The organism is Anoxybacillus sp. UARK-01, from assembly GCF_002075365.1.
Taxonomy (GTDB): domain Bacteria; phylum Bacillota; class Bacilli; order Bacillales; family Anoxybacillaceae; genus Anoxybacteroides; species Anoxybacteroides rupiense.
Map to the genome: position 1 here is coordinate 353,791 of NZ_NASY01000047.1, position 17,910 is coordinate 371,700.

Annotated in this window: 17 protein-coding genes; 14 read left to right on the plus strand and 3 right to left on the minus strand. The window is 42.3% G+C overall.

Annotation, left to right across the window (positions count from 1 at the left end):
• Positions 1 to 319: 319 nt before the first annotated feature.
• Positions 320 to 1,177: a TetR/AcrR family transcriptional regulator gene (locus B6A27_RS13960; protein WP_161491046.1), complete on the minus strand. Its 858-nt coding sequence runs from the start codon at positions 1,175 to 1,177 to the stop codon at positions 320 to 322.
• Positions 1,178 to 1,328: 151 nt separating this feature from the next.
• On the opposite strand from B6A27_RS13960, the gene B6A27_RS13965 reads away from it, so the two are divergent.
• Both B6A27_RS13965 and B6A27_RS13970 read left to right on the plus strand, forming a co-directional pair.
• Complete coding sequence (locus B6A27_RS13965) at positions 1,329 to 4,472, plus strand: efflux RND transporter permease subunit (protein ID WP_139788127.1); 3,144 nt, start codon at positions 1,329 to 1,331, stop codon at positions 4,470 to 4,472.
• A 250-nt stretch (positions 4,473 to 4,722) separates the two neighbouring features.
• Complete coding sequence (locus B6A27_RS13970) at positions 4,723 to 5,496, plus strand: SDR family NAD(P)-dependent oxidoreductase (RefSeq protein WP_080862390.1); 774 nt, start codon at positions 4,723 to 4,725, stop codon at positions 5,494 to 5,496.
• Between the two features lie 246 nt (positions 5,497 to 5,742).
• Here B6A27_RS13970 and B6A27_RS13975 read toward each other — a convergent pair whose 3' ends face one another.
• Positions 5,743 to 5,946: an NETI motif-containing protein gene (locus B6A27_RS13975; RefSeq protein WP_066145498.1), complete on the minus strand. Its 204-nt coding sequence runs from the start codon at positions 5,944 to 5,946 to the stop codon at positions 5,743 to 5,745.
• A gap of 127 nt (positions 5,947 to 6,073) precedes the next feature.
• On the opposite strand from B6A27_RS13975, the gene prsW reads away from it, so the two are divergent.
• The 9 genes from prsW to fni all read left to right on the plus strand — a co-directional run bounded on the left by prsW (position 6,074) and on the right by fni (position 14,003).
• Positions 6,074 to 6,748 (plus strand): glutamic-type intramembrane protease PrsW, encoded by a 675-nt coding sequence (gene prsW, locus B6A27_RS13980; protein WP_044742232.1) that lies wholly within the window; start codon positions 6,074 to 6,076, stop codon positions 6,746 to 6,748.
• Positions 6,749 to 7,218: 470 nt separating this feature from the next.
• Positions 7,219 to 7,953 (plus strand): spore cortex-lytic enzyme, encoded by a 735-nt coding sequence (gene sleB, locus B6A27_RS13985; protein ID WP_231734580.1) that lies wholly within the window; start codon positions 7,219 to 7,221, stop codon positions 7,951 to 7,953.
• An 18-nt stretch (positions 7,954 to 7,971) separates the two neighbouring features.
• Positions 7,972 to 9,315, plus strand: a complete 1,344-nt coding sequence (gene ypeB / locus B6A27_RS13990) for a germination protein YpeB (RefSeq protein ID WP_044742234.1) — start codon at positions 7,972 to 7,974, stop codon at positions 9,313 to 9,315.
• A gap of 76 nt (positions 9,316 to 9,391) precedes the next feature.
• A complete protein-coding gene (locus B6A27_RS13995; protein ID WP_080862392.1) occupies positions 9,392 to 10,063 on the plus strand; it encodes a flagellar brake protein in 672 nt (223 codons plus the stop codon).
• 58 nt (positions 10,064 to 10,121) lie between these two features.
• On the plus strand, positions 10,122 to 10,304 hold the full coding sequence (locus tag B6A27_RS14000) for a DUF5359 family protein (protein WP_080862393.1): 183 nt from the start codon (positions 10,122 to 10,124) through the stop codon (positions 10,302 to 10,304).
• An 88-nt stretch (positions 10,305 to 10,392) separates the two neighbouring features.
• Positions 10,393 to 11,061 carry a (d)CMP kinase gene (cmk, locus tag B6A27_RS14005; protein ID WP_066145479.1) on the plus strand — a complete coding sequence of 223 codons (669 nt, stop codon included), beginning with the start codon at positions 10,393 to 10,395 and terminating at the stop codon, positions 11,059 to 11,061.
• 5 nt (positions 11,062 to 11,066) lie between these two features.
• Positions 11,067 to 11,648 (plus strand): lysophospholipid acyltransferase family protein, encoded by a 582-nt coding sequence (locus B6A27_RS14010; RefSeq protein WP_044742317.1) that lies wholly within the window; start codon positions 11,067 to 11,069, stop codon positions 11,646 to 11,648.
• A 135-nt stretch (positions 11,649 to 11,783) separates the two neighbouring features.
• The gene (gene rpsA, locus B6A27_RS14015) at positions 11,784 to 12,941 is read left to right on the plus strand and encodes a 30S ribosomal protein S1 (protein ID WP_066145474.1); all 1,158 of its coding nucleotides are present in this window, start codon (positions 11,784 to 11,786) and stop codon (positions 12,939 to 12,941) included.
• Between the two features lie 12 nt (positions 12,942 to 12,953).
• Positions 12,954 to 14,003 (plus strand): type 2 isopentenyl-diphosphate Delta-isomerase, encoded by a 1,050-nt coding sequence (fni, locus tag B6A27_RS14020; protein ID WP_080862394.1) that lies wholly within the window; start codon positions 12,954 to 12,956, stop codon positions 14,001 to 14,003.
• A 225-nt stretch (positions 14,004 to 14,228) separates the two neighbouring features.
• Here the strand turns inward: fni and B6A27_RS14025 are convergent, their stop codons facing one another.
• Positions 14,229 to 14,363 carry a YpzI family protein gene (locus B6A27_RS14025; protein ID WP_080862395.1) on the minus strand — a complete coding sequence of 45 codons (135 nt, stop codon included), beginning with the start codon at positions 14,361 to 14,363 and terminating at the stop codon, positions 14,229 to 14,231.
• A gap of 489 nt (positions 14,364 to 14,852) precedes the next feature.
• Here B6A27_RS14025 and B6A27_RS14035 point away from each other — a divergent pair, with 489 nt between their 5' ends.
• The 3 genes from B6A27_RS14035 (at position 14,853) to B6A27_RS14045 (ending at position 17,907) form a co-directional block, all read left to right on the plus strand.
• Complete coding sequence (locus B6A27_RS14035; protein ID WP_066145465.1) at positions 14,853 to 15,452, plus strand: YphA family membrane protein; 600 nt, start codon at positions 14,853 to 14,855, stop codon at positions 15,450 to 15,452.
• Between the two features lie 94 nt (positions 15,453 to 15,546).
• Positions 15,547 to 16,857, plus strand: coding sequence for a ribosome biogenesis GTPase Der (der, locus tag B6A27_RS14040; protein ID WP_066145463.1), 1,311 nt, complete (start codon positions 15,547 to 15,549; stop codon positions 16,855 to 16,857).
• Positions 16,858 to 16,878: 21 nt separating this feature from the next.
• Positions 16,879 to 17,907 (plus strand): NAD(P)H-dependent glycerol-3-phosphate dehydrogenase, encoded by a 1,029-nt coding sequence (locus B6A27_RS14045; protein WP_066145460.1) that lies wholly within the window; start codon positions 16,879 to 16,881, stop codon positions 17,905 to 17,907.
• Positions 17,908 to 17,910: the final 3 nt, after the last annotated feature.

Consider the following 17,910-nt stretch of genomic DNA (forward strand, 5'->3'; position numbering starts at 1 on the left):
TTATTTTATCATATTCATCGGGAATTCGTGGTGCAAGACCCAATCGGTTCACTTATGGTTCTTGTTATTGCGTAAGATAATGGAGGAGATGTGTAAAACACGATGGGAAGACCAGCTCTAAACCAATAAAGTAGTCTGTGATGGTGTTGTTCACTGGGAGCAAATGTTGAAGGATCGAATGATTGGCATGTAATGTCCAACTAACGCCACGAGTCCCCCGTCTCTGGGTACCTTGTAGGAAAGTGCTAGACAGATGATGGAGCAGGACAAGGATCGCGCCAGAAATAAAAGCACCTAAAGGAATCGCTCCTTTAGATGCTTATTTGATTTGGAAATAATCAGCCATCTGATTGACGAAATAGCGCAGCTCTGGATATTCATAGAGATTGGCCAGCATTCCCTTAATAACGGGTATTCTTGGTTGTTCAGCCATGATTTCCGCTTCTAAAACTTCAATCGAAATCGTCAATTGTTCATCATGAAGGATTGGACGGCTTATGTCTTTTATCTTTTTTAAAATATCTAACGGATGATCCGGCGGTTGAGGATGATCCAATATTTTGTTTAGGGTATCAGCGGGAATGACGGGATCTTCTTGTTTTGACAGCATTCCTTTTATTAAATCATCAGTTGTTTGTAAAATGTATTTTGCTAACTTTTCTTCATCCACTCTCACTCCATTTTCCAACACGAGAAATTGAATGAATGAAAAAAAGATTCCTTGAATGATAATGTTGGCATCGACTATATATTTGTCAATGGCTCGTCCATAAATTTTTTTAAGGTTGGTTGTAAAAAAATGAAAAAAATCACTTCTTATATCTTGTAACAGCGCTTCAATTTTTTGATTATGTTCTTTTAAATTTTCATGCATCTGCGTGATAAATATCTCTTTATGCTCCAAAATTTCTTTCAATTGAACCGACAGTTGTTTCATAAAACGTTTTTTGGGATCATCATAAACGGTCTCGATTTGCTTTGTTTTTTCCTTTAAATGATTAAAAAACTGTTCCAATAATTTAATTAACAACTCGTCTTTTGATTTGAAATAAAAATAAAAGGAGCCTTTCGGAATGCCGCATGCATTGGTAATATCTTGGATGGAGGTGGAAGATACACCTTTGCGGGCAAATAATTTCATTGCAGCTTCAATAATTAAGCGTTCTTTTTCTTTCACAGAAACACCCCTTATTGATTGTCGGAAAAATGCCATTCATTTCGTTGACTTGTAGTTAACCGGTCAATTATAATGACTATGTAGTCAACTCTCTATCAGTATGGATAAAAAAATCAAAAATGTCAAATCTGCATGAAAGGAATGGAACGTGGTGGAGAACATGATTAAATTTTCGCTCCGTAATAAACTGGCCATTTGGATTTTAACTGTTATTGCGATATTTGCTGGCCTATTTTCTGGGTTTAATATGAAGCTGGAAACGATTCCAGACATAAATACTCCCATTATAAGTGTTACGACTACGTATCCAGGCGCAACACCTGAGGAAGTACAAGAAAAAGTGACGGTTCCGATTGAAGAAGCTGTTCGTAATTTGAATGGCGTGGAAATCGTCAGCTCTAATTCGTTTGAAAATGCTTCTTCCATTCAAATCGAATATAAATTTGAAAAAGATATGGAGCGAGCGGAAGAGGAAGTTGAAAAGGCACTCAAACAAGTGGAGCTTCCTGACGGAGTCGGAGAGCCTAAAATTGCAAGATTTAGTATTAATGCTTTTCCTGTTTATACAGTCAGTTTTTTTGATGAAGGAAAAACACTTCCTGAATTAACAGAACTGGTGGAAAAAATCATTGTTCCAGAATTGAAAGGAATAGATGGAGTAGAAAGCATTGTCACTTCTGGCCAACAAGTGGAAGAAGGACGGATTGTTTTTCATCAGGACAAATTAAAAGAGCTTGGGCTTAATGAAGAAACCATTAAAAATTATATTCAGGGTGCAGATCTTCGTGCGCCATTAGGTCTTTATACATTTAAAGACACGGAAAAGTCTGTGGTCGTTGATGGAAATATTACGACCATTGAGGATTTGAAAAAGCTGAAAATCCCTGTCACAGGGGCGTCACAAGGACAGCAAGCCGGAGGGGCGCAAATGAACCAGATGCCAAACGGTTTGTCTGGAGCTAATGGCGCAGCGCCAAATCAAGCACTCTCGCAGAAAAACATGGAATTACCAACAGTCGAGTTGGGGGAAATTGCTGATATTGAAATCGTCGGCAAAGCTGAATCGATATCAAGAACAAACGGAAAAGAAGCTATCGGATTGCAAATTGTAAAAGCTACTGATGCGAATACCGTTGAAGTCGTAAATGAAGTAAAAGAAAAACTGGATGAGCTTAAAGATGAATATAAAGGACTTGGCATCGTTTCCACGCTAGATCAAGCCGAACCGATTGAAAAATCTGTCGCAACGATGCTAAATAAAGCGTTATTCGGTTCGATTTTTGCCGTTGCGGTCATTTTGCTATTTTTGCGCAACATTCGCTCTACGTTGATTTCTGTGGTGTCCATTCCGCTTTCCATCTTAATTGCCTTGATCGTTTTACATGAAATGGACATCACGTTGAATATGATGACACTAGGAGCGATGACCATGGCGATCGGCCGTGTTATCGACGATTCGATTGTCGTTATTGAAAATATTTATAGACGGATGACATTAAAAGGAGAGCAATTAAAAGGAAAAGAGCTGATTATTGCAGCGACGAAAGAAATGTTTATTCCGATTATGTCCTCAACCATCGTCACCATTGCGGTCTTCTTGCCGCTTGCATTTGTTGAAGGCATGGTTGGACAGCTATTTATGCCATTTGCTCTTACGATTGTGTTCTCGCTTTTAGCGTCTCTTTTAGTAGCGATTACAATTGTGCCGGCATTGGCTCACGTCTTATTTAGAAAAGGAGCGAAACAAAAAGAGAAAGAAAAAGAAGCGGGATTTTTGGCTACTTACTATAAAAAAATCTTAAATTGGTGTTTAAATCATAAATGGATCACATCATTGATTGCGATTTTGCTTCTTGTCTCCAGTTTATTTTTAATTCCTGTCATTGGCGTAAGCTTTTTACCGAGTGAACAGGAAAAACAAATGATTGTTACGTATAATCCAGATCCAGGACAAACGCTTGAAGAAGTGAAAGATGTCGCGTTGCAGGCAGAAGATTTACTGGTTGATCGCGATCATGTGAAAACTGTTCAATTGTCTGTCGGCAGCGAAAATCCGATGAATCCCGGAAATCGAAATCAGGCGATTTTCTTTATTATGTATGAAGATGACACGCCGAATTTTGAACAAGAAAAGGAGAAGGTAGTCAAAGATTTAAGTAAATTAACGCACGAAAAAGGCGATTGGGGCACCATTGATATGATGGCGTCAAGCAATGAGTATACATTGTATGTATTTGGCGACTCAATGGAAGAGATTGAGCCTGTCGCTCAAAAGGTACAAAACATCTTGGAAGATGAATCCAATCTAAAAAATGTGGAATCAAGTTTATCGAAGACATATGATGAGTACACATTGGTTGTTGATCAAGAAAAGATGAGTAAACTCGGTTTGACGGCTGGACAAATTGCGATGGCATTAAGCCAACAGCATGAACGGCCTGTTCTAACGACCATTCAAAAAGACGGTCAAGATATTAAAGTTTATATTGAAGGGGAAGAAGAGACTTTTGCTTCAATTGATGAGATGAAAAAGAAAACGATCCAGTCCCCTCTCGGCATGAATGTGCAAATTGGAGAGGTAGCGACGGTCAAAGAAGGCGAGACATCCAATACCATTACGAGACGCGGAGGGAAATTTACCGTTTCAGTCAGCGGGGAAATTACGACGAATGACGTTAGCCAAGTCAACGAAAGCATTCAAAAGAAAATCGATGATTTAAAATTGCCGCCTGGTGTCAACATTGAAACAGGCGGAGTGACTGAACAAATCAATGAGTCGTTTTCACAATTAGGATTGGCCATGCTTGCAGCTATTGCTGTGGTCTACTTTGTGCTAGTGGTTACGTTCAGTCAAGGGCTGGCGCCTTTTGCTATTCTTTTCTCGCTTCCATTTACCGTTATCGGCGGATTTGTGGCGCTATGGCTTGGAGGAGAAACGTTGAGCGTTTCGGCTTTGATCGGCGCACTCATGCTCATTGGAATTGTTGTAACGAATGCGATTGTGTTAATTGACCGCGTCATTCATAAAGAGCGTGAAGGGCTCTCTACAAGAGATGCGCTCATTGAAGCGGGAGCAACGCGTCTCCGGCCGATTTTAATGACGGCGCTGGCGACCGTTGGGGCATTGCTCCCTCTCGCATTAGGGTATGAAGGAGATGGAGGCATGATTTCGCGAGGGCTTGGCCTAACTGTCATTGGCGGTTTGACCAGCTCGACATTGTTGACTCTGATTATCGTGCCGATCGTCTATGAAGTGTTAAGCAAATTTAGAAGAAAAACTACGGTTGAGGAATGACAAGCAAAAACCTGAAAAGCGTTGAGTAAGCTTTTCAGGTTTTTTTCTATACATTGCTAAAGAGCTTTTTTTACTAGACATAAGAACGTCAAAGGATAAAAAAGCTCTAAATAGTCGGAGTAGCTGACAGTTTGAAATCTCTTAAAACAGTTTTAACATATTAAATAAGCACCTCTCACCTCTAAGGTAAAGCGTAGATGAGGGAGTGTTCAAAATGTCAAAAATGAAGACAAATTAAGGAGGAATATCGATGTTTTTGCCTTCATTTCGTTTAGATGGGAAAATTACTATTGTCACTGGTGCGGGAAGGGGAATTGGAAAAGCGATTGCGATCGGTTTTGCTGAAGCTGGTGCGAATGTAGCGATTTTATCGCGCACAGTAGAGCAGCTTGAAGAAACAGCTAGAAGCATTGAGCAGCTGGATCGACGAGCATATATCATTCCAACGGATATAACGGATCGAGAAGCTGTTAAAAATGCGGTAGCGGAGGTAATAAAGCAAGCTGGAAAAGTTGATATTTTAGTTAATAACGCGGGAATGAATATCCGAACGGCTGCTTTAGAAGTCACTGATGCTGAATGGGAAACCATTATGAATACGAATTTGAAATCAGCATTCATGATGTCTCAAGAGGTTGGTGCGGTGATGAAAAAGCAGGGAACGGGCGGCAAAATTATTAATATTGCCTCTGTGGCCGGTCATGTGGCTCTTCGGACAGGCGTCGCTTATGCTGCCAGTAAAGCGGCGCTTATTCAAATGACAAAAGTATTAGCGTTCGAGTGGGGAAAGTTTGGAATTCAAGTCAATGCAATTGGTCCATGGTACTTTCAAACTCCATTAACGGAAAAACTGCTTCAAAATCAAGAGTACGTAAATGATATTTTAGCTGTGACTCCGCTGAAGCGAATTGGGCAATTGCCAGAGCTGGTTGGACCGGCTGTATTTTTGGCCTCTGATGCAGGAAATTATGTAACGGGACAAACGTTATTTGTTGACGGAGGGATGACGATTCACGGATTTTAGGATGAACATCGAGCGCTTTTCCTCTTGGATTCCCGTTGATAAGAAGGAAACCTCATGTTCGTGCGTCGGAGGCAAGTCTATGGACGGCCCTGCCTCCGACGCTTTCATTTTGCAAGATGGTTCGTTTCATTTGCATGATGCCAAAACGATGTATAGGGCGCTCACGATGCAACCCTTACCAATAAAAATGCGATGTATGAAACGAAGAAGCGCATGAGCGAGCGGTTGGCTGACAGAGCACCGGCTCTATTCTTTCCATACGCCTTCAAATACGATACGCCTGCCGCACGGCTCCACAATCGTATGTCCATCTTTTTTTACCTCGCAAAAAATCGGCTCTTCGATTCGGCGGACGGGCTTATATCCTTCCTGATTCATCCGTTCTAAGCACTGTTCAATTGTTTCGTTTTCAGCAACAGTAAATGTTTTCTTTTTTGCTGGTTTCCTCATTTTGTTCGCTCCTTTTTGACCCAAATTAGAGGTTCGCTTGTTCCGGGCGATCAAACGAAATATGGTTCCCAATCATGATTATCTTATGTTACCATTATAAATAAATAGATGGAAACGAGGATTTGTTATGTTTGCAATTATTTCTGCCGGCATCGCCCCGGGTGTGGCGCTGCTCAGCTATTTTTATTTAAAAGATGAATATGAGACTGAGCCGCTTTCTCTTGTATTGCGAACTTTTTTATTTGGCGCCATTCTCGTTTTTCCGATTATGTTTATTCAGCATGTTTTGCGGCTAGAAGGAATTGCGTCTGAAAAGTGGATACAAGCGTTTTTATCTTCCGGATTACTTGAAGAATTTGTCAAATGGTTTATCGTCTATTTTTTTATTTTTGACCATGAAGAGTTTGATGAACCATATGATGGGATTGTTTACAGCGCCAGTGTGTCGCTCGGCTTTGCGACGCTTGAAAATATTTTATATTTGCTTGCTAACGGTGTAGAGTTTGCTGTTACTAGAGCGTTGCTCCCTGTATCCAGCCACGCATTGTTTGCCGTAATGATGGGATTTTACTTAGGAAAAGCGAAATTTCAAGGAAAAAGATATTTGCACTTAGCCCTTTCCTTTTTGCTGCCCTTTCTTTTGCATGGCACATACGATTTTATTTTATTCACACAAGAAAAATGGGGCTATTACATGGTTCCTTTTATGCTTGCGATGTGGTGGATGGCACTGAGAAAAGTCAAACAAGCGAAAGGAATGTATGCAGAAGCGGTCATTCCTTCTGTAAAAGGCCAAGCCTAAAGCTTGGCCTTTTTGTTTTGAGCTGTCAATGTATTCTTTTAGGTCTATTGTATGGTAAATTTTTCATTTAGAAGGATGAACCTCATGTTCTGTTATGTGGGGGAAGCGTTCCTCGTTGATGAGTGGAAATATTTTCAGGAAAGATATGAGATGTAATCTCCGACCGCCGAAAAAGTGGGATTTTGTTTTTGAATCGTACGTTCAACCCTCTAGTTCTTCATAGATGAAACTTAGCTGTTTACAGATCCTTTTCGACCAAGAATCGAATAGGTTCTTCCGTTTATTCAAACTCCCTGATTGATTAACATGTGTTTTATAAATAAACCACGTTATTGCTTTATGTGCATAAAAAGGAAGTTTAGGTGAAAAATACGGATAGAGCCAGATCGATTAAAGGGGGTATGTATACAATGCGCTGGCGAATCATTATATGCTTGCTCGTTATTTGTTTATCGACATATGAATGGCCGATGAAAGAGGCACATGCGTTTTCTGATCAGGTCATTCAGCGCGGAGCTGTGGGAGATGATGTCATTGAGCTGCAAGCGCGTCTGCAATATATTGGCTTTTATAAGAGCAAAATTGACGGAGTATTTGGCTGGAGTACATACTGGGCTGTCCGCAATTTCCAAAGTGAATATGGGTTACCGATTGACGGACTAGTCGGTGCAAGTACGAAGCAAAAACTTGTAAAAGTGTCAAAGTACTACGAATCCTTTGTTAAAGAACAAATTCGCAAAGGAAATTCCTTTACACATTATGGAGGAATACCGTTAAGCCAGCAGGTCAAGCAGCAAGGAACAGCAAGCAGCGGCGGATCTGCAACAGCAACGAACGTGCCAAAAGGTTTTTCGCAAAATGATATTCAATTAATGGCTAACGCTGTATACGGAGAAGCGCGCGGTGAACCATATGTCGGTCAAGTAGCGGTAGCAGCGGTTATTTTAAACAGATTGGAGCATCCATCTTTCCCTAACAGTGTAGCTGGGGTCATTTTCCAACCGGGAGCATTTACAGCGGTTACCGACGGGCAAATTTGGCTGACACCAAATGAGACAGCTAAAAAAGCGGTGCTGGATGCTATTAACGGCTGGGATCCAAGCAGTGGAGCGATCTACTATTTTAATCCGGATACAGCAACAAATGGATGGATATGGAGTCGACCTCAAATTAAAAAAATCGGTAAGCATATTTTTTGTAAATAAAAAGGCAGGTGGTTTTATATGTTGCGGACTTTGCTTATTGGCTTTTTATCACTAGGGATTATTGGAACAGCTTACTGGGGCTATCGTGAGCATCAGGAAAAAAACGCGATTTTGGTGCATGCCGAAAACAATTATCAGCGTTCATTTCATGATTTAGCTTACAAAATAGATCTGCTGCACGATCAAATCGGCACAACATTAGCGATGAATTCTAAAACGTCGCTCTCTCCAGCGCTGGCAGAAGTGTGGCGGATTGCCTCGGAAGCGCATTCCGACGTTGGACAGCTTCCATTATCGCTTCTTCCCTTTAATAAAACGCAACAATTTCTTGCGCAGATCGGTACATTTAGTTATCGTGCGGCGATTCGCGATTTAACAAAAGAGCCGCTTACCAAGCAAGAATATCAAACGTTGCAAACTCTTTATAAACAAGCGTCTGATATTCAAAATGAGCTGCGCAATGTTCAGCATTTAGTCATCAAAAATAATTTGCGTTGGATGGATGTAGAGCTGGCGCTAGCAACAAACCAGCGCCCGAGCGATAACACGATTATTGATGGATTTAAAACGGTGGAAAGCAATGTCGAATCGTTTGCCGAAACAGCGAATCTGTCTCCGACATTTACAAGCGCTGCTGTTCAAGAACGGGGATTTGTTAGAGCGAAAGGAAAGCGAATTACGGCAGATGAAGCGAAGAAGATTGCTAAATCCTTTTTAGGATTAAAAGGAAACGAAAAGATCAAGGTTGTTCACAGTGGAAAAGGAGCGGAAGATCGTTTCTACAGTCTCACGATTTATGATCCAAAAACAAAAACAGAAACGTATATGGATGTGACAGAAAGAGGCGGTTACCCGATTTGGGCCATTGATAACCGCGCCATTCACAAACAAGCGATCAGTTTGAATGAAGCAACGATGAAAGGCATGGATTTTTTAAAGAAGCATCATTTTACCAATGTTGAATTATATGACAGTACTCAATACGACAACGTAGCCGTATTGACCTTTGTTACGAATGATCATGGTATTCGCATATATCCGGAAGCGATCCAAATGAAAATTGCGTTAGATGATGGAACGGTGGTCGGTTTCTCGGCTCGCGATTACCTATCCTCCCCTAGCCTTCATCGCTTTCCAAAACCAGCGATTTCGCTTGAACAAGCAAGAGCGAAGCTAAATCCAAGTGTTAAAGTGATGGAAGAGAGACAGTCTGTGATTACAAATGACTTGAATCAAGAAGTGCTTTGTTACGAGTTTTTAGGCACATTAGGCGATGATACGTATCAAATTTTCATCAATGCCCAAAACGGCGTTGAGGAAAAAGTGACCAAAATGCAAAGCGTCGAACGAACGTATGATTAAAGGAAAAGCTTGTCAAGAGCTTTTCCTTTTTGTTTAAATAAAAAGGAAAGGTGATAAGGAATGTGAGGGAGAACATATGATAAAAATTGGGGATGTGCTCATTCTCGAATCAAGGAACGACAAAGAAGTGCATGAATATAAATGCAAAGTGGCAGAGGTTTTCCCGGATTTTATTTATATCGACTATCCTGTTAATCAAAAAACGGGGAAAACTGTATTTTTAATGAATGGAATGCAATTTAAAGCAAGCTTCGTCGGTAAAGATGGAAGTCTTTATTTATTCGATACAGAAGTAAGGGGAAAAGTGCGCGACCCGATTCCGATGATTATGCTTTCTTATCCAGATGAACAGCGCCTGATCCGTGTGCAGCGCAGGCAATATGTGCGTGTGGAAGCTACAGTAGATGTTGCGATTCATCCGCTTCAAGGAGAATTTTCTCCCTTTGCCACCATGACCACGGATATCAGTGCAGGAGGAGCGGCCATTGTTTTGCCGGAAAGAGGAATCCATATTTTGCCAGGAGTGATAGTGGAGGCTTGGTTTGTCCTGCCTATGAAATCGGGAGAATATCATTATATGAAAGTGCCAGCCAAAATTGTTCGAGTGTTTCAGGTGGAAGGGAGCTATGTTCAGAAGGCATCATTGCAGTTTTTGACCATCTCTTCTCAAGATCGCGTTCTACTGATACGCTACAGCTTTGAAAGACAACTAGCTATAAGGAAAAAAGCAGAAGGACTACCAGAATAAAAGAAAGAAAAATGTGAAAGGATGATAATGACAAAAAAACGAAAGAGGCGGTTGTCAGATGAAACGAATGGAACGCATTTTGCTTAAAATTGTGATAGTGCAGCTGCTCTTTTTACTGTTAGCACAATGCTTGCTATTGTATACGCCTTTGGCTCCGTATGTGACCAAAGTCTACGAATATGAAGGAGTTAGCAAACAGGAAAAAACGAAAACAATTGAAACAACCGTCGACCATCCTTGAGTCATGTGATAAAATATCATCGAAGTATGCAGGAGATGTCCTGCTTTTTTCTTTGAAAAATATGTTTGAACGATCATTAGGAGGGTATATGAAGCGAATATCAATTGCCATTGACGGACCAGCCGCTGCCGGAAAAAGCACGGTTGCAAAAATTGTGGCAGAAAAACTTGCTTATGTTTACATTGATACAGGAGCGATGTACCGTGCTCTTACGTATCTTGCGTTGCAAAAGGGAGTTGATCTACATGATCAACAAGCGCTTTTGCAGGTATTACGCGATACATATATTGAATTGAAGCCTTCTGAACGCGGTCAGCTTGTGCTTGTTAACGGACAAAATATAACAGATGTTATTCGGAGTGAAGAAGTCACCAATTCTGTTTCATTAGTGGCGAAGCATCCGCTTATTCGTGAGGAAATGGTGGCACGGCAGCGGGCATTAGGCGAACGGGGCGGCGTGGTCATGGATGGGCGCGACATCGGAACGCATGTATTACCCCTGGCAGAAGTCAAAATCTTTTTAAAGGCATCGGTAGAGGAGCGAGCCAAGCGTCGGCATGAGGAAAACTTGGCTCGAGGATTTGCCTCCGATTTGGAGAAGCTGAAGGAGGAAATCGCCCGCCGGGATAAGATAGACTCCGAACGGGAAGTTGCGCCGCTGAAAAAAGCGGAAGATGCCGTTGAAATTGACACAACTTCTTTATCTATCAATGACGTCGTGAACGAGATTATGAAAATCATAGAGGAAAGGATTTGATCGCCTTGAATTTTTATTCGTTTGCGAAAGGAGTGGTATCGGGGATTTTAAAGCCCCTTTATCGTGTCGAAATCATCGGCACCGAACATTTTCCGAAGGAAGGCGGCGTACTTCTTTGTTCTAACCATATTAGCAATTTAGATCCTCCAATTGTCGGCATTACAGCTCCAAGGCCTATTCATTTTATGGCGAAGGAAGAGCTATTTCGTGTACCGATTTTAAAAAGCTTGCTTCCGTCATTGCACGCTTTTCCGGTCAAGCGGGGAATGAGCGACCGGCAAGCACTACGAACGGGCTTGGATGTGCTAAAGCAAGGAAATGTGCTCGGAATTTTTCCGGAGGGGACAAGAAGCAGGGACGGCAAATTAAAAAAGGGGCTGTCTGGTGTCGGCTTTTTTGCTTTAAGAACGGATGCCCAAGTAGTGCCTTGCGCGATTATCGGGCCATATCGGCCATTGAAAAGACTGAAGGTTGTATACGGTTCGCCAATTCCAATGGATGAGCTGAGAGAACGCAAGGCGTCTCCTGAGGAAGCAACGGATTACATTATGAATCATATTCAAGCACTTTTAGATGAACATCGTTGAGCATTCCAATACATGCTTTTTGAAAAAATATGGTATAATAATGAGAAAAGTAGACCTCATGGGAAAATAAGCACATTTGTTTCCTTTGGTCATGCTTTACAGTAGCTATGGGTAGTCGACGAAGGAGGGTTTTTAATGGTAGAGGATATGAATGTAGAGGTAAATGTATATAAGGTGGGTGATCTCGTTCACGGCAAAGTCGCCAAGCTTGAAGAAAAACAAGTGCTTGTGGATATTGCAGGCAGCAAGCAAAGCGGCATCATTCCGATTAGCGAGCTATCCAGCCTTCATATTGAAAAAACAAGCGATGCGGTATCCGTTGGGGATGAGATCGTTGCAAAAGTGAAAAAAGTGGAAGAAGGAGAAAATGAAGACGAAGGATTATTAATTTTATCTAAAAAGGCAGTCGATGCGGACCGCGCCTGGGAGGAGCTAGAAAAGCGATTTACAAGCGGCGAGCCGTTTGATGTGGTGGTAAAGGATATTGTAAAGGGCGGTCTTGTTGCGGATGTCGGCGTAAGAGGGTTCATCCCGGCATCGTTTGTTGAAACTTATTTTGTGGAAGACTTTTCTGATTATAAAGGGCGCACGTTGAAAGTGAAGGTTGTAGAGTTGGATCGCGCTAAAAATCGCGTGATTTTATCTCATCGCGCGGTGATTGAACAACAACAAGAAGAACAGCGGAAGCAAGCATTCCAGAAGCTTCAAGAAGGGCAAGTGATTGAAGGCACCGTTCGCCGTATTACTGATTTTGGCGTATTTGTTGACATCGGCGGCTTTGATGGACTTGTACATATTTCGCAGCTGTCTCACGCACGTGTCGCTCATCCGTCTGATGTTGTTCAAGAAGGAGATACGTTAAAAGTGAAGGTGCTGTCAGTGAACGAAGAAAGCGGCCGCATTTCGCTGTCTGTTAAGGAGGCGCTGCCGGGCCCATGGGAAAATATTTCACAAAAACTAGCACCTGGCGATGTAGTAACAGGAAAAGTAAAACGTCTTGTGCCTTTTGGAGCGTTTGTTGAAATTTTCCCAGGCGTTGAAGGCCTTGTGCATATTTCACAAATTTCTAATAAGCATATTGGCACTCCGCACGAGGTATTACAAGAAGGCGATGAGGCTCAAGTAAAAGTGCTTGAAGTCAACGAAGCGGAGCATCGCATTTCATTAAGCATGCGCGAGTTAATGGAAGAGCCAGTGAATGAAGAAGATTACAGCCAATATACAAAACAGGCAGAATCAACAGGCTTCCAACTTGGGGAAGTGGTTGGTGACCAGCTTAAGAAACTGAAATAACGGTGAATGCCAGTGGAAAGAGGCAGACGGAAGCTAGAGCACATTGTGCATGCGCTAAATCTTGAACAAAAAAGAGAAGCAGGATTCGATGACATTGTATTTGTTCATCAAAGCCTGCCTGATATAGGTACAAATGATGTGAATTTGAGCACGACTTTAGGTGAACTTTCATTAAGTTCGCCTCTTTTTGTCAATGCGATGACAGGAGGAGGGGGACAGCCGACTCTGGAAATTAACAAAGGATTAGCTGAAATTGCAAAGGAATGCGGAATTGCCATGGCTGTCGGTTCCCAGATGGCAGCGGTCAAGGATGCAAAAGAGCGGCAGTCCTTCGAGATTGTTCGTCGAATCAATCCAACAGGTGTTGTTTTTGCGAATATTGGCAGTGAAGCGACAGTAGACGAAGCGAAGCAAGCGGTCGAAATGATCGAAGCAAATGGCCTGCAGATTCACTTAAATTCTGTGCAAGAGTTGGTCATGCCTGAAGGTGACCGCAACTTTATCGGAGCTTTGCGCCGGATTGAGCGCATGGTCCATGCTGTCGGTGTGCCGATTATTGTCAAGGAAGTTGGCTTTGGCATGAGCAAGGAAACGGCACAAAAGCTGGAGGAGATCGGTGTTACGATTGTCGATGTCGGCGGCTTTGGCGGCACGAATTTTGCTCGTATTGAAAACAATCGGCGCCCGACCAGCTTATCCTATTTTAACGATTGGGGAATTTCAACCGCTGCGTCCATTGTAGAAGTGTCACAAAGCGCCACCTCTCTGTCGGTGATTGGAAGCGGGGGAGTGCGCAGCGCCTTTGATGCGGTAAAAGCGATCGCTCTTGGCGCACAAGCGGTGGGAGTTGCACAGCTATTTTTGAAAGTATGGATGGAACAGGGGACAGAGTCGTTACTGGAGCTTATTCATGAATGGCACAAAGATTTTTGCCTGTTGATGACGGCTTTAGGCACTCGAACCATTGAAGAGCTTCGGCATGTTCCGCTTGTGATTTATGGGCAAACACATCATTGGCTCAATGAAAGAGGATTCGATACGAAAGTATACAGCCGCAGATAAAAAGCGGATTTTCACCTGCTGGCAATCGCTTTTATCTTGCGTTTCGAACCTTGATAGGCTATGTTTTTTGTCTGACAAGCGCCTAGAAGTCTCCCCCCTTAACGAAGTGCAGGCGGGAGAGGCTTACGACAGTTTGCGATAGAAAAGATCGAAAGAAATAAAAGCTGACTTTTCTCGTAAAGTCAGCTTTTATTTTTAGTATCCATAAACGATCATTGGACGAGGTTAATGTTGATTTTGTTCCTGCGCTTCGTCCGGTGTGTCGAGACGAGTCGCCCCCTTGTTTTCAAGCGCTTGGTCGCGATCAGATTCAACGCGTCCAGAGCGCTTGAGCTTTTTTTCCTGACGGTCCTTTCCCATTAGAACACTCCCCTTTCTCCTTAAACTTCAAGAATAGTTTCACACGTTTTGATTTCTTGTATGCAACGATATCAGGCTTGAAGAAGCAAAGTGAAAAAAAGAGCATGATCCGATTTGTTCGCGGTGACCACTTACAGACGATTGGCTAATGGAATGAACCGGACTTTAGACGGAAAGATGCCGATGTGAGGAAAAGAGGGGGGGACTCTTCCATGCAAATATGCGACAAAAGACCGAGCGATAGAGATTTAATGGACTTTTTGCGCGCTCTAAAAGCGGCATGTTTGGATGCTCTACCGCATCATCCACTTGTTTTGGAGCAACTGTTGACACATCACGTTTGCTATGTGAAAAAATGCAATTTGATTTTCCAGTGGTTGCCAATGATTTTCGATGGTTCTTTCTTTTTTGATTCGAGTCTATACAGGTGATGACAGGGGTTAGGTTTTTAGAAAACATGAAATAATGGAAAGAGAAGGGAGGATTCATGTGGAAGGATTCTATTTTTATTGGTGCTCGTGGGCATGCTGGATTTTTGCTACATTTTTAATGAAAAAAACAAAAGCGCGCACTATGCTAGCCGCCGCTGTGCTTATTTCCATTATGCTTTCTATTTATCATATAACCATTGGCGTTTTTTCTATCACTTTATCTTTTTTATTCGCTCTTGTGATTGCCTATTATTTTATCACTAAAAAAAGTGGCTGGAAGCTTGTTTATATGTTGCTATCGATGATGATGGTTTCATTTGTGTATGCTGCCTTCCATCTGCTTATTTTGATTGATCCTGTCTGGATGCTGATTGACAAAACGTGGATGGTTGCGATCATGTTAACATTTGTCTGCCTCATGTTGCATCATCATTTTCCAGAAAGATTGTTATGTATCATTGCTGGAAGTTGCCAAGGAGAAATGATGTATGCATTCGTAATCAAGACGTATTCGTTTCCTTATGCGATTGGTTCGCTTGCCTTTTTGGATGAACTATCACTTTCATGTGTGTGTCTGGCCTTATGGTCAGCATTGGAAAATATTTCTGTTTATGCTGATATGGTCCACAAACAGATGAAGCGAAATAAACCGTTATAGCGCTCTTTCTATTGTTGAGTGTGATCGTTTTTGATAAAATAAAACAGCTGTGTTTTTGAGTCGCCGTAATCAGAATGAAGGAAAGGATGATATAATGGCCAATCCAGTAGTAGCGATTGTTGGTCGTCCAAATGTGGGAAAATCGACCATTTTTAATCGAATTGCTGGCGAACGCATTTCGATTGTTGAAGATGTGCCGGGAGTCACTCGAGATCGGATATACAGCAGTGCTGAATGGTTAAATTATAAATTTCATGTGATTGATACAGGTGGAATTGATATTGGTGACGAACCTTTATTAGTACAGATTCGCCAGCAGGCAGAAATTGCAATTGATGAGGCGGATGTGATTATCTTTATGACGAATGGTCGCGATGGGGTAACGGCAGCAGATGAAGAGGTAGCCAAAATGCTGCATCGCTCCAATAAGCCGGTTGTGCTGGCTGTCAATAAAATCGACAACCCGGATATGCGGGATCTGATTTATGACTTTTATGCTCTTGGATTTGGTGAACCGTATCCAATTTCGGGATCGCATGGCACAGGACTTGGAGATTTATTGGATGCCGTGGCTCAGCATTTTCCTAAGCAAGCTGAATCCGATTATGAGGATGATGTCATTAAGTTTTGCTTAATTGGCCGTCCTAATGTCGGGAAATCGTCGCTAGTAAATGCTATTTTAGGGGAAGAGCGCGTCATTGTAAGCGATATGGCCGGCACAACGCGTGATGCTGTCGATACAACATTTACGCGTGAGGGACAAGAATACGTCATTATTGATACAGCCGGTATGAGAAAAAGGGGCAAAATTTACGAAAGCACTGAAAAATATAGTATTTTGCGTGCGCTCAAAGCGATTGAACGATCCGATGTCGTTCTTGTCGTATTAAATGCAGAAGAAGGAATCATCGAGCAAGATAAAAAAATTGCCGGCTATGCTCATGAAGCAGGACGGGGAGTTGTCATTGTCGTCAATAAATGGGATGCTCTGGAAAAGGATGATAAAACGCTCATAGAATTTGAACGAAAAATTCGTGATCATTTCCAATTCCTTGATTATGCTCCGATTTTGTTTGTATCAGCAAAAACGAAGCAGCGTCTGCATAAACTGTTGCCGCTTGTGCAAACGGTTAGTGAAAATCACGCAATGCGCGTGCAAACAAATGTCTTAAACGAAGTCATTATGGATGCCGTAGCGATGAATCCGACGCCGACCCATAACGGCCAGCGCTTAAAAATTTATTATGTCACCCAAGTAGCAGTCAAGCCGCCGACATTTGTTGTGTTTGTCAATGATCCAGAACTGATGCATTTTTCGTATGAACGCTTTTTAGAAAATCGGATTCGGGATGCATTTGGCTTTGAAGGCACGCCCATTAAACTAATTGCTAGACCAAGAAAATAATATGGTGAGGAAGTGATAAGAGTGGAGCAAATTGCGGTATTGGGGGCGGGAAGCTGGGGCACGGCGCTGGCCATGGTGCTGGCCGATAATGGCCATAGCGTTCGTTTATGGGGCCAACGCCCTGAGCAAATCAAAGAAATTAACGAAAAGCGGACAAATGAAAAATATTTGCCGGGAATTCAGCTTCCTGAAGGAATTACGGGGTATTCTTCTTTGAGCGAGGCACTTGAAGCGATTGACACAGCTGTACTGGCTGTTCCAACTAAGGCCATTCGCGAGGTGCTCAGAAAAGTAAAGCAATGTCTGCGACAACCGATTACGATTGTAACGGTTAGCAAAGGAATTGAACCAGATACACATAAACGAATTTCGGAGATTATTGAAGAGGAAATGGGAACGCTTTTGCAGGATGTCGTTGTGTTGTCGGGACCGAGCCATGCGGAGGAAGTGAGCCTGCGCCATCCGACGACAGTAACCGTTTCGTCGAAAAATATGACGGCAGCTGAACGCGTTCAAGATTTATTTATGAACTCGCAGTATTTTCGGGTCTATACGAATCCAGATTTAATCGGGATTGAAATTGGCGGAGCATTAAAAAATATTATCGCCCTTGCCGCTGGGATTACAGACGGATTAGGATATGGAGATAACGCCAAGGCGGCTCTTATTACAAGAGGGCTTGCGGAAATTGCGCGATTAGGCTGCGCGCTGGGGGCGAATCCGTTGACTTTCTCAGGGTTGGCGGGCATTGGCGATTTAATTGTTACGTGTACAAGCGTGCATTCGCGCAATTGGAGAGCAGGGCATTTACTCGGTAAAGGAAATCCGCTGGATGAAGTGCTTCAAAGTATGGGAATGGTTGTCGAAGGAGTCAGAACAACCAAAGCCGCTCATCAGCTTGCTAAAAAGCTGAATGTGAAAATGCCCATTACTGAGGTGCTTTACGACGTATTGTTTAACGGAAAAGATCCGAAAGAAGGGGCAGATTCATTAATGGCGCGCATGAAAACGAATGAAATGGAAGATTTAATCAATATTTTAGAAAAATAGGCA

What these genes read in the sequence shown, in the direction of transcription:
- B6A27_RS14025 (WP_080862395.1), bottom strand. Translation starts at nt 14,363, where the DNA reads ATGGGAAAGGACCGTCAGGAAAAAAAGCTCAAGCGCTCTGGACGCGTT.
- sleB (WP_231734580.1), top strand. Translation starts at nt 7,219, where the DNA reads ATGAAAGAGGCACATGCGTTTTCTGATCAGGTCATTCAGCGCGGAGCT.
- B6A27_RS13970 (WP_080862390.1), top strand. Translation starts at nt 4,723, where the DNA reads ATGTTTTTGCCTTCATTTCGTTTAGATGGGAAAATTACTATTGTCACT.
- rpsA (WP_066145474.1), top strand. Translation starts at nt 11,784, where the DNA reads ATGGTAGAGGATATGAATGTAGAGGTAAATGTATATAAGGTGGGTGAT.
- B6A27_RS13975 (WP_066145498.1), bottom strand. Translation starts at nt 5,946, where the DNA reads ATGAGGAAACCAGCAAAAAAGAAAACATTTACTGTTGCTGAAAACGAA.
- prsW (WP_044742232.1), top strand. Translation starts at nt 6,074, where the DNA reads ATGTTTGCAATTATTTCTGCCGGCATCGCCCCGGGTGTGGCGCTGCTC.
- cmk (WP_066145479.1), top strand. Translation starts at nt 10,393, where the DNA reads ATGAAGCGAATATCAATTGCCATTGACGGACCAGCCGCTGCCGGAAAA.
- B6A27_RS13995 (WP_080862392.1), top strand. Translation starts at nt 9,392, where the DNA reads ATGATAAAAATTGGGGATGTGCTCATTCTCGAATCAAGGAACGACAAA.
- der (WP_066145463.1), top strand. Translation starts at nt 15,547, where the DNA reads ATGGCCAATCCAGTAGTAGCGATTGTTGGTCGTCCAAATGTGGGAAAA.
- ypeB (WP_044742234.1), top strand. Translation starts at nt 7,972, where the DNA reads ATGTTGCGGACTTTGCTTATTGGCTTTTTATCACTAGGGATTATTGGA.
- B6A27_RS14000 (WP_080862393.1), top strand. Translation starts at nt 10,122, where the DNA reads ATGAAACGAATGGAACGCATTTTGCTTAAAATTGTGATAGTGCAGCTG.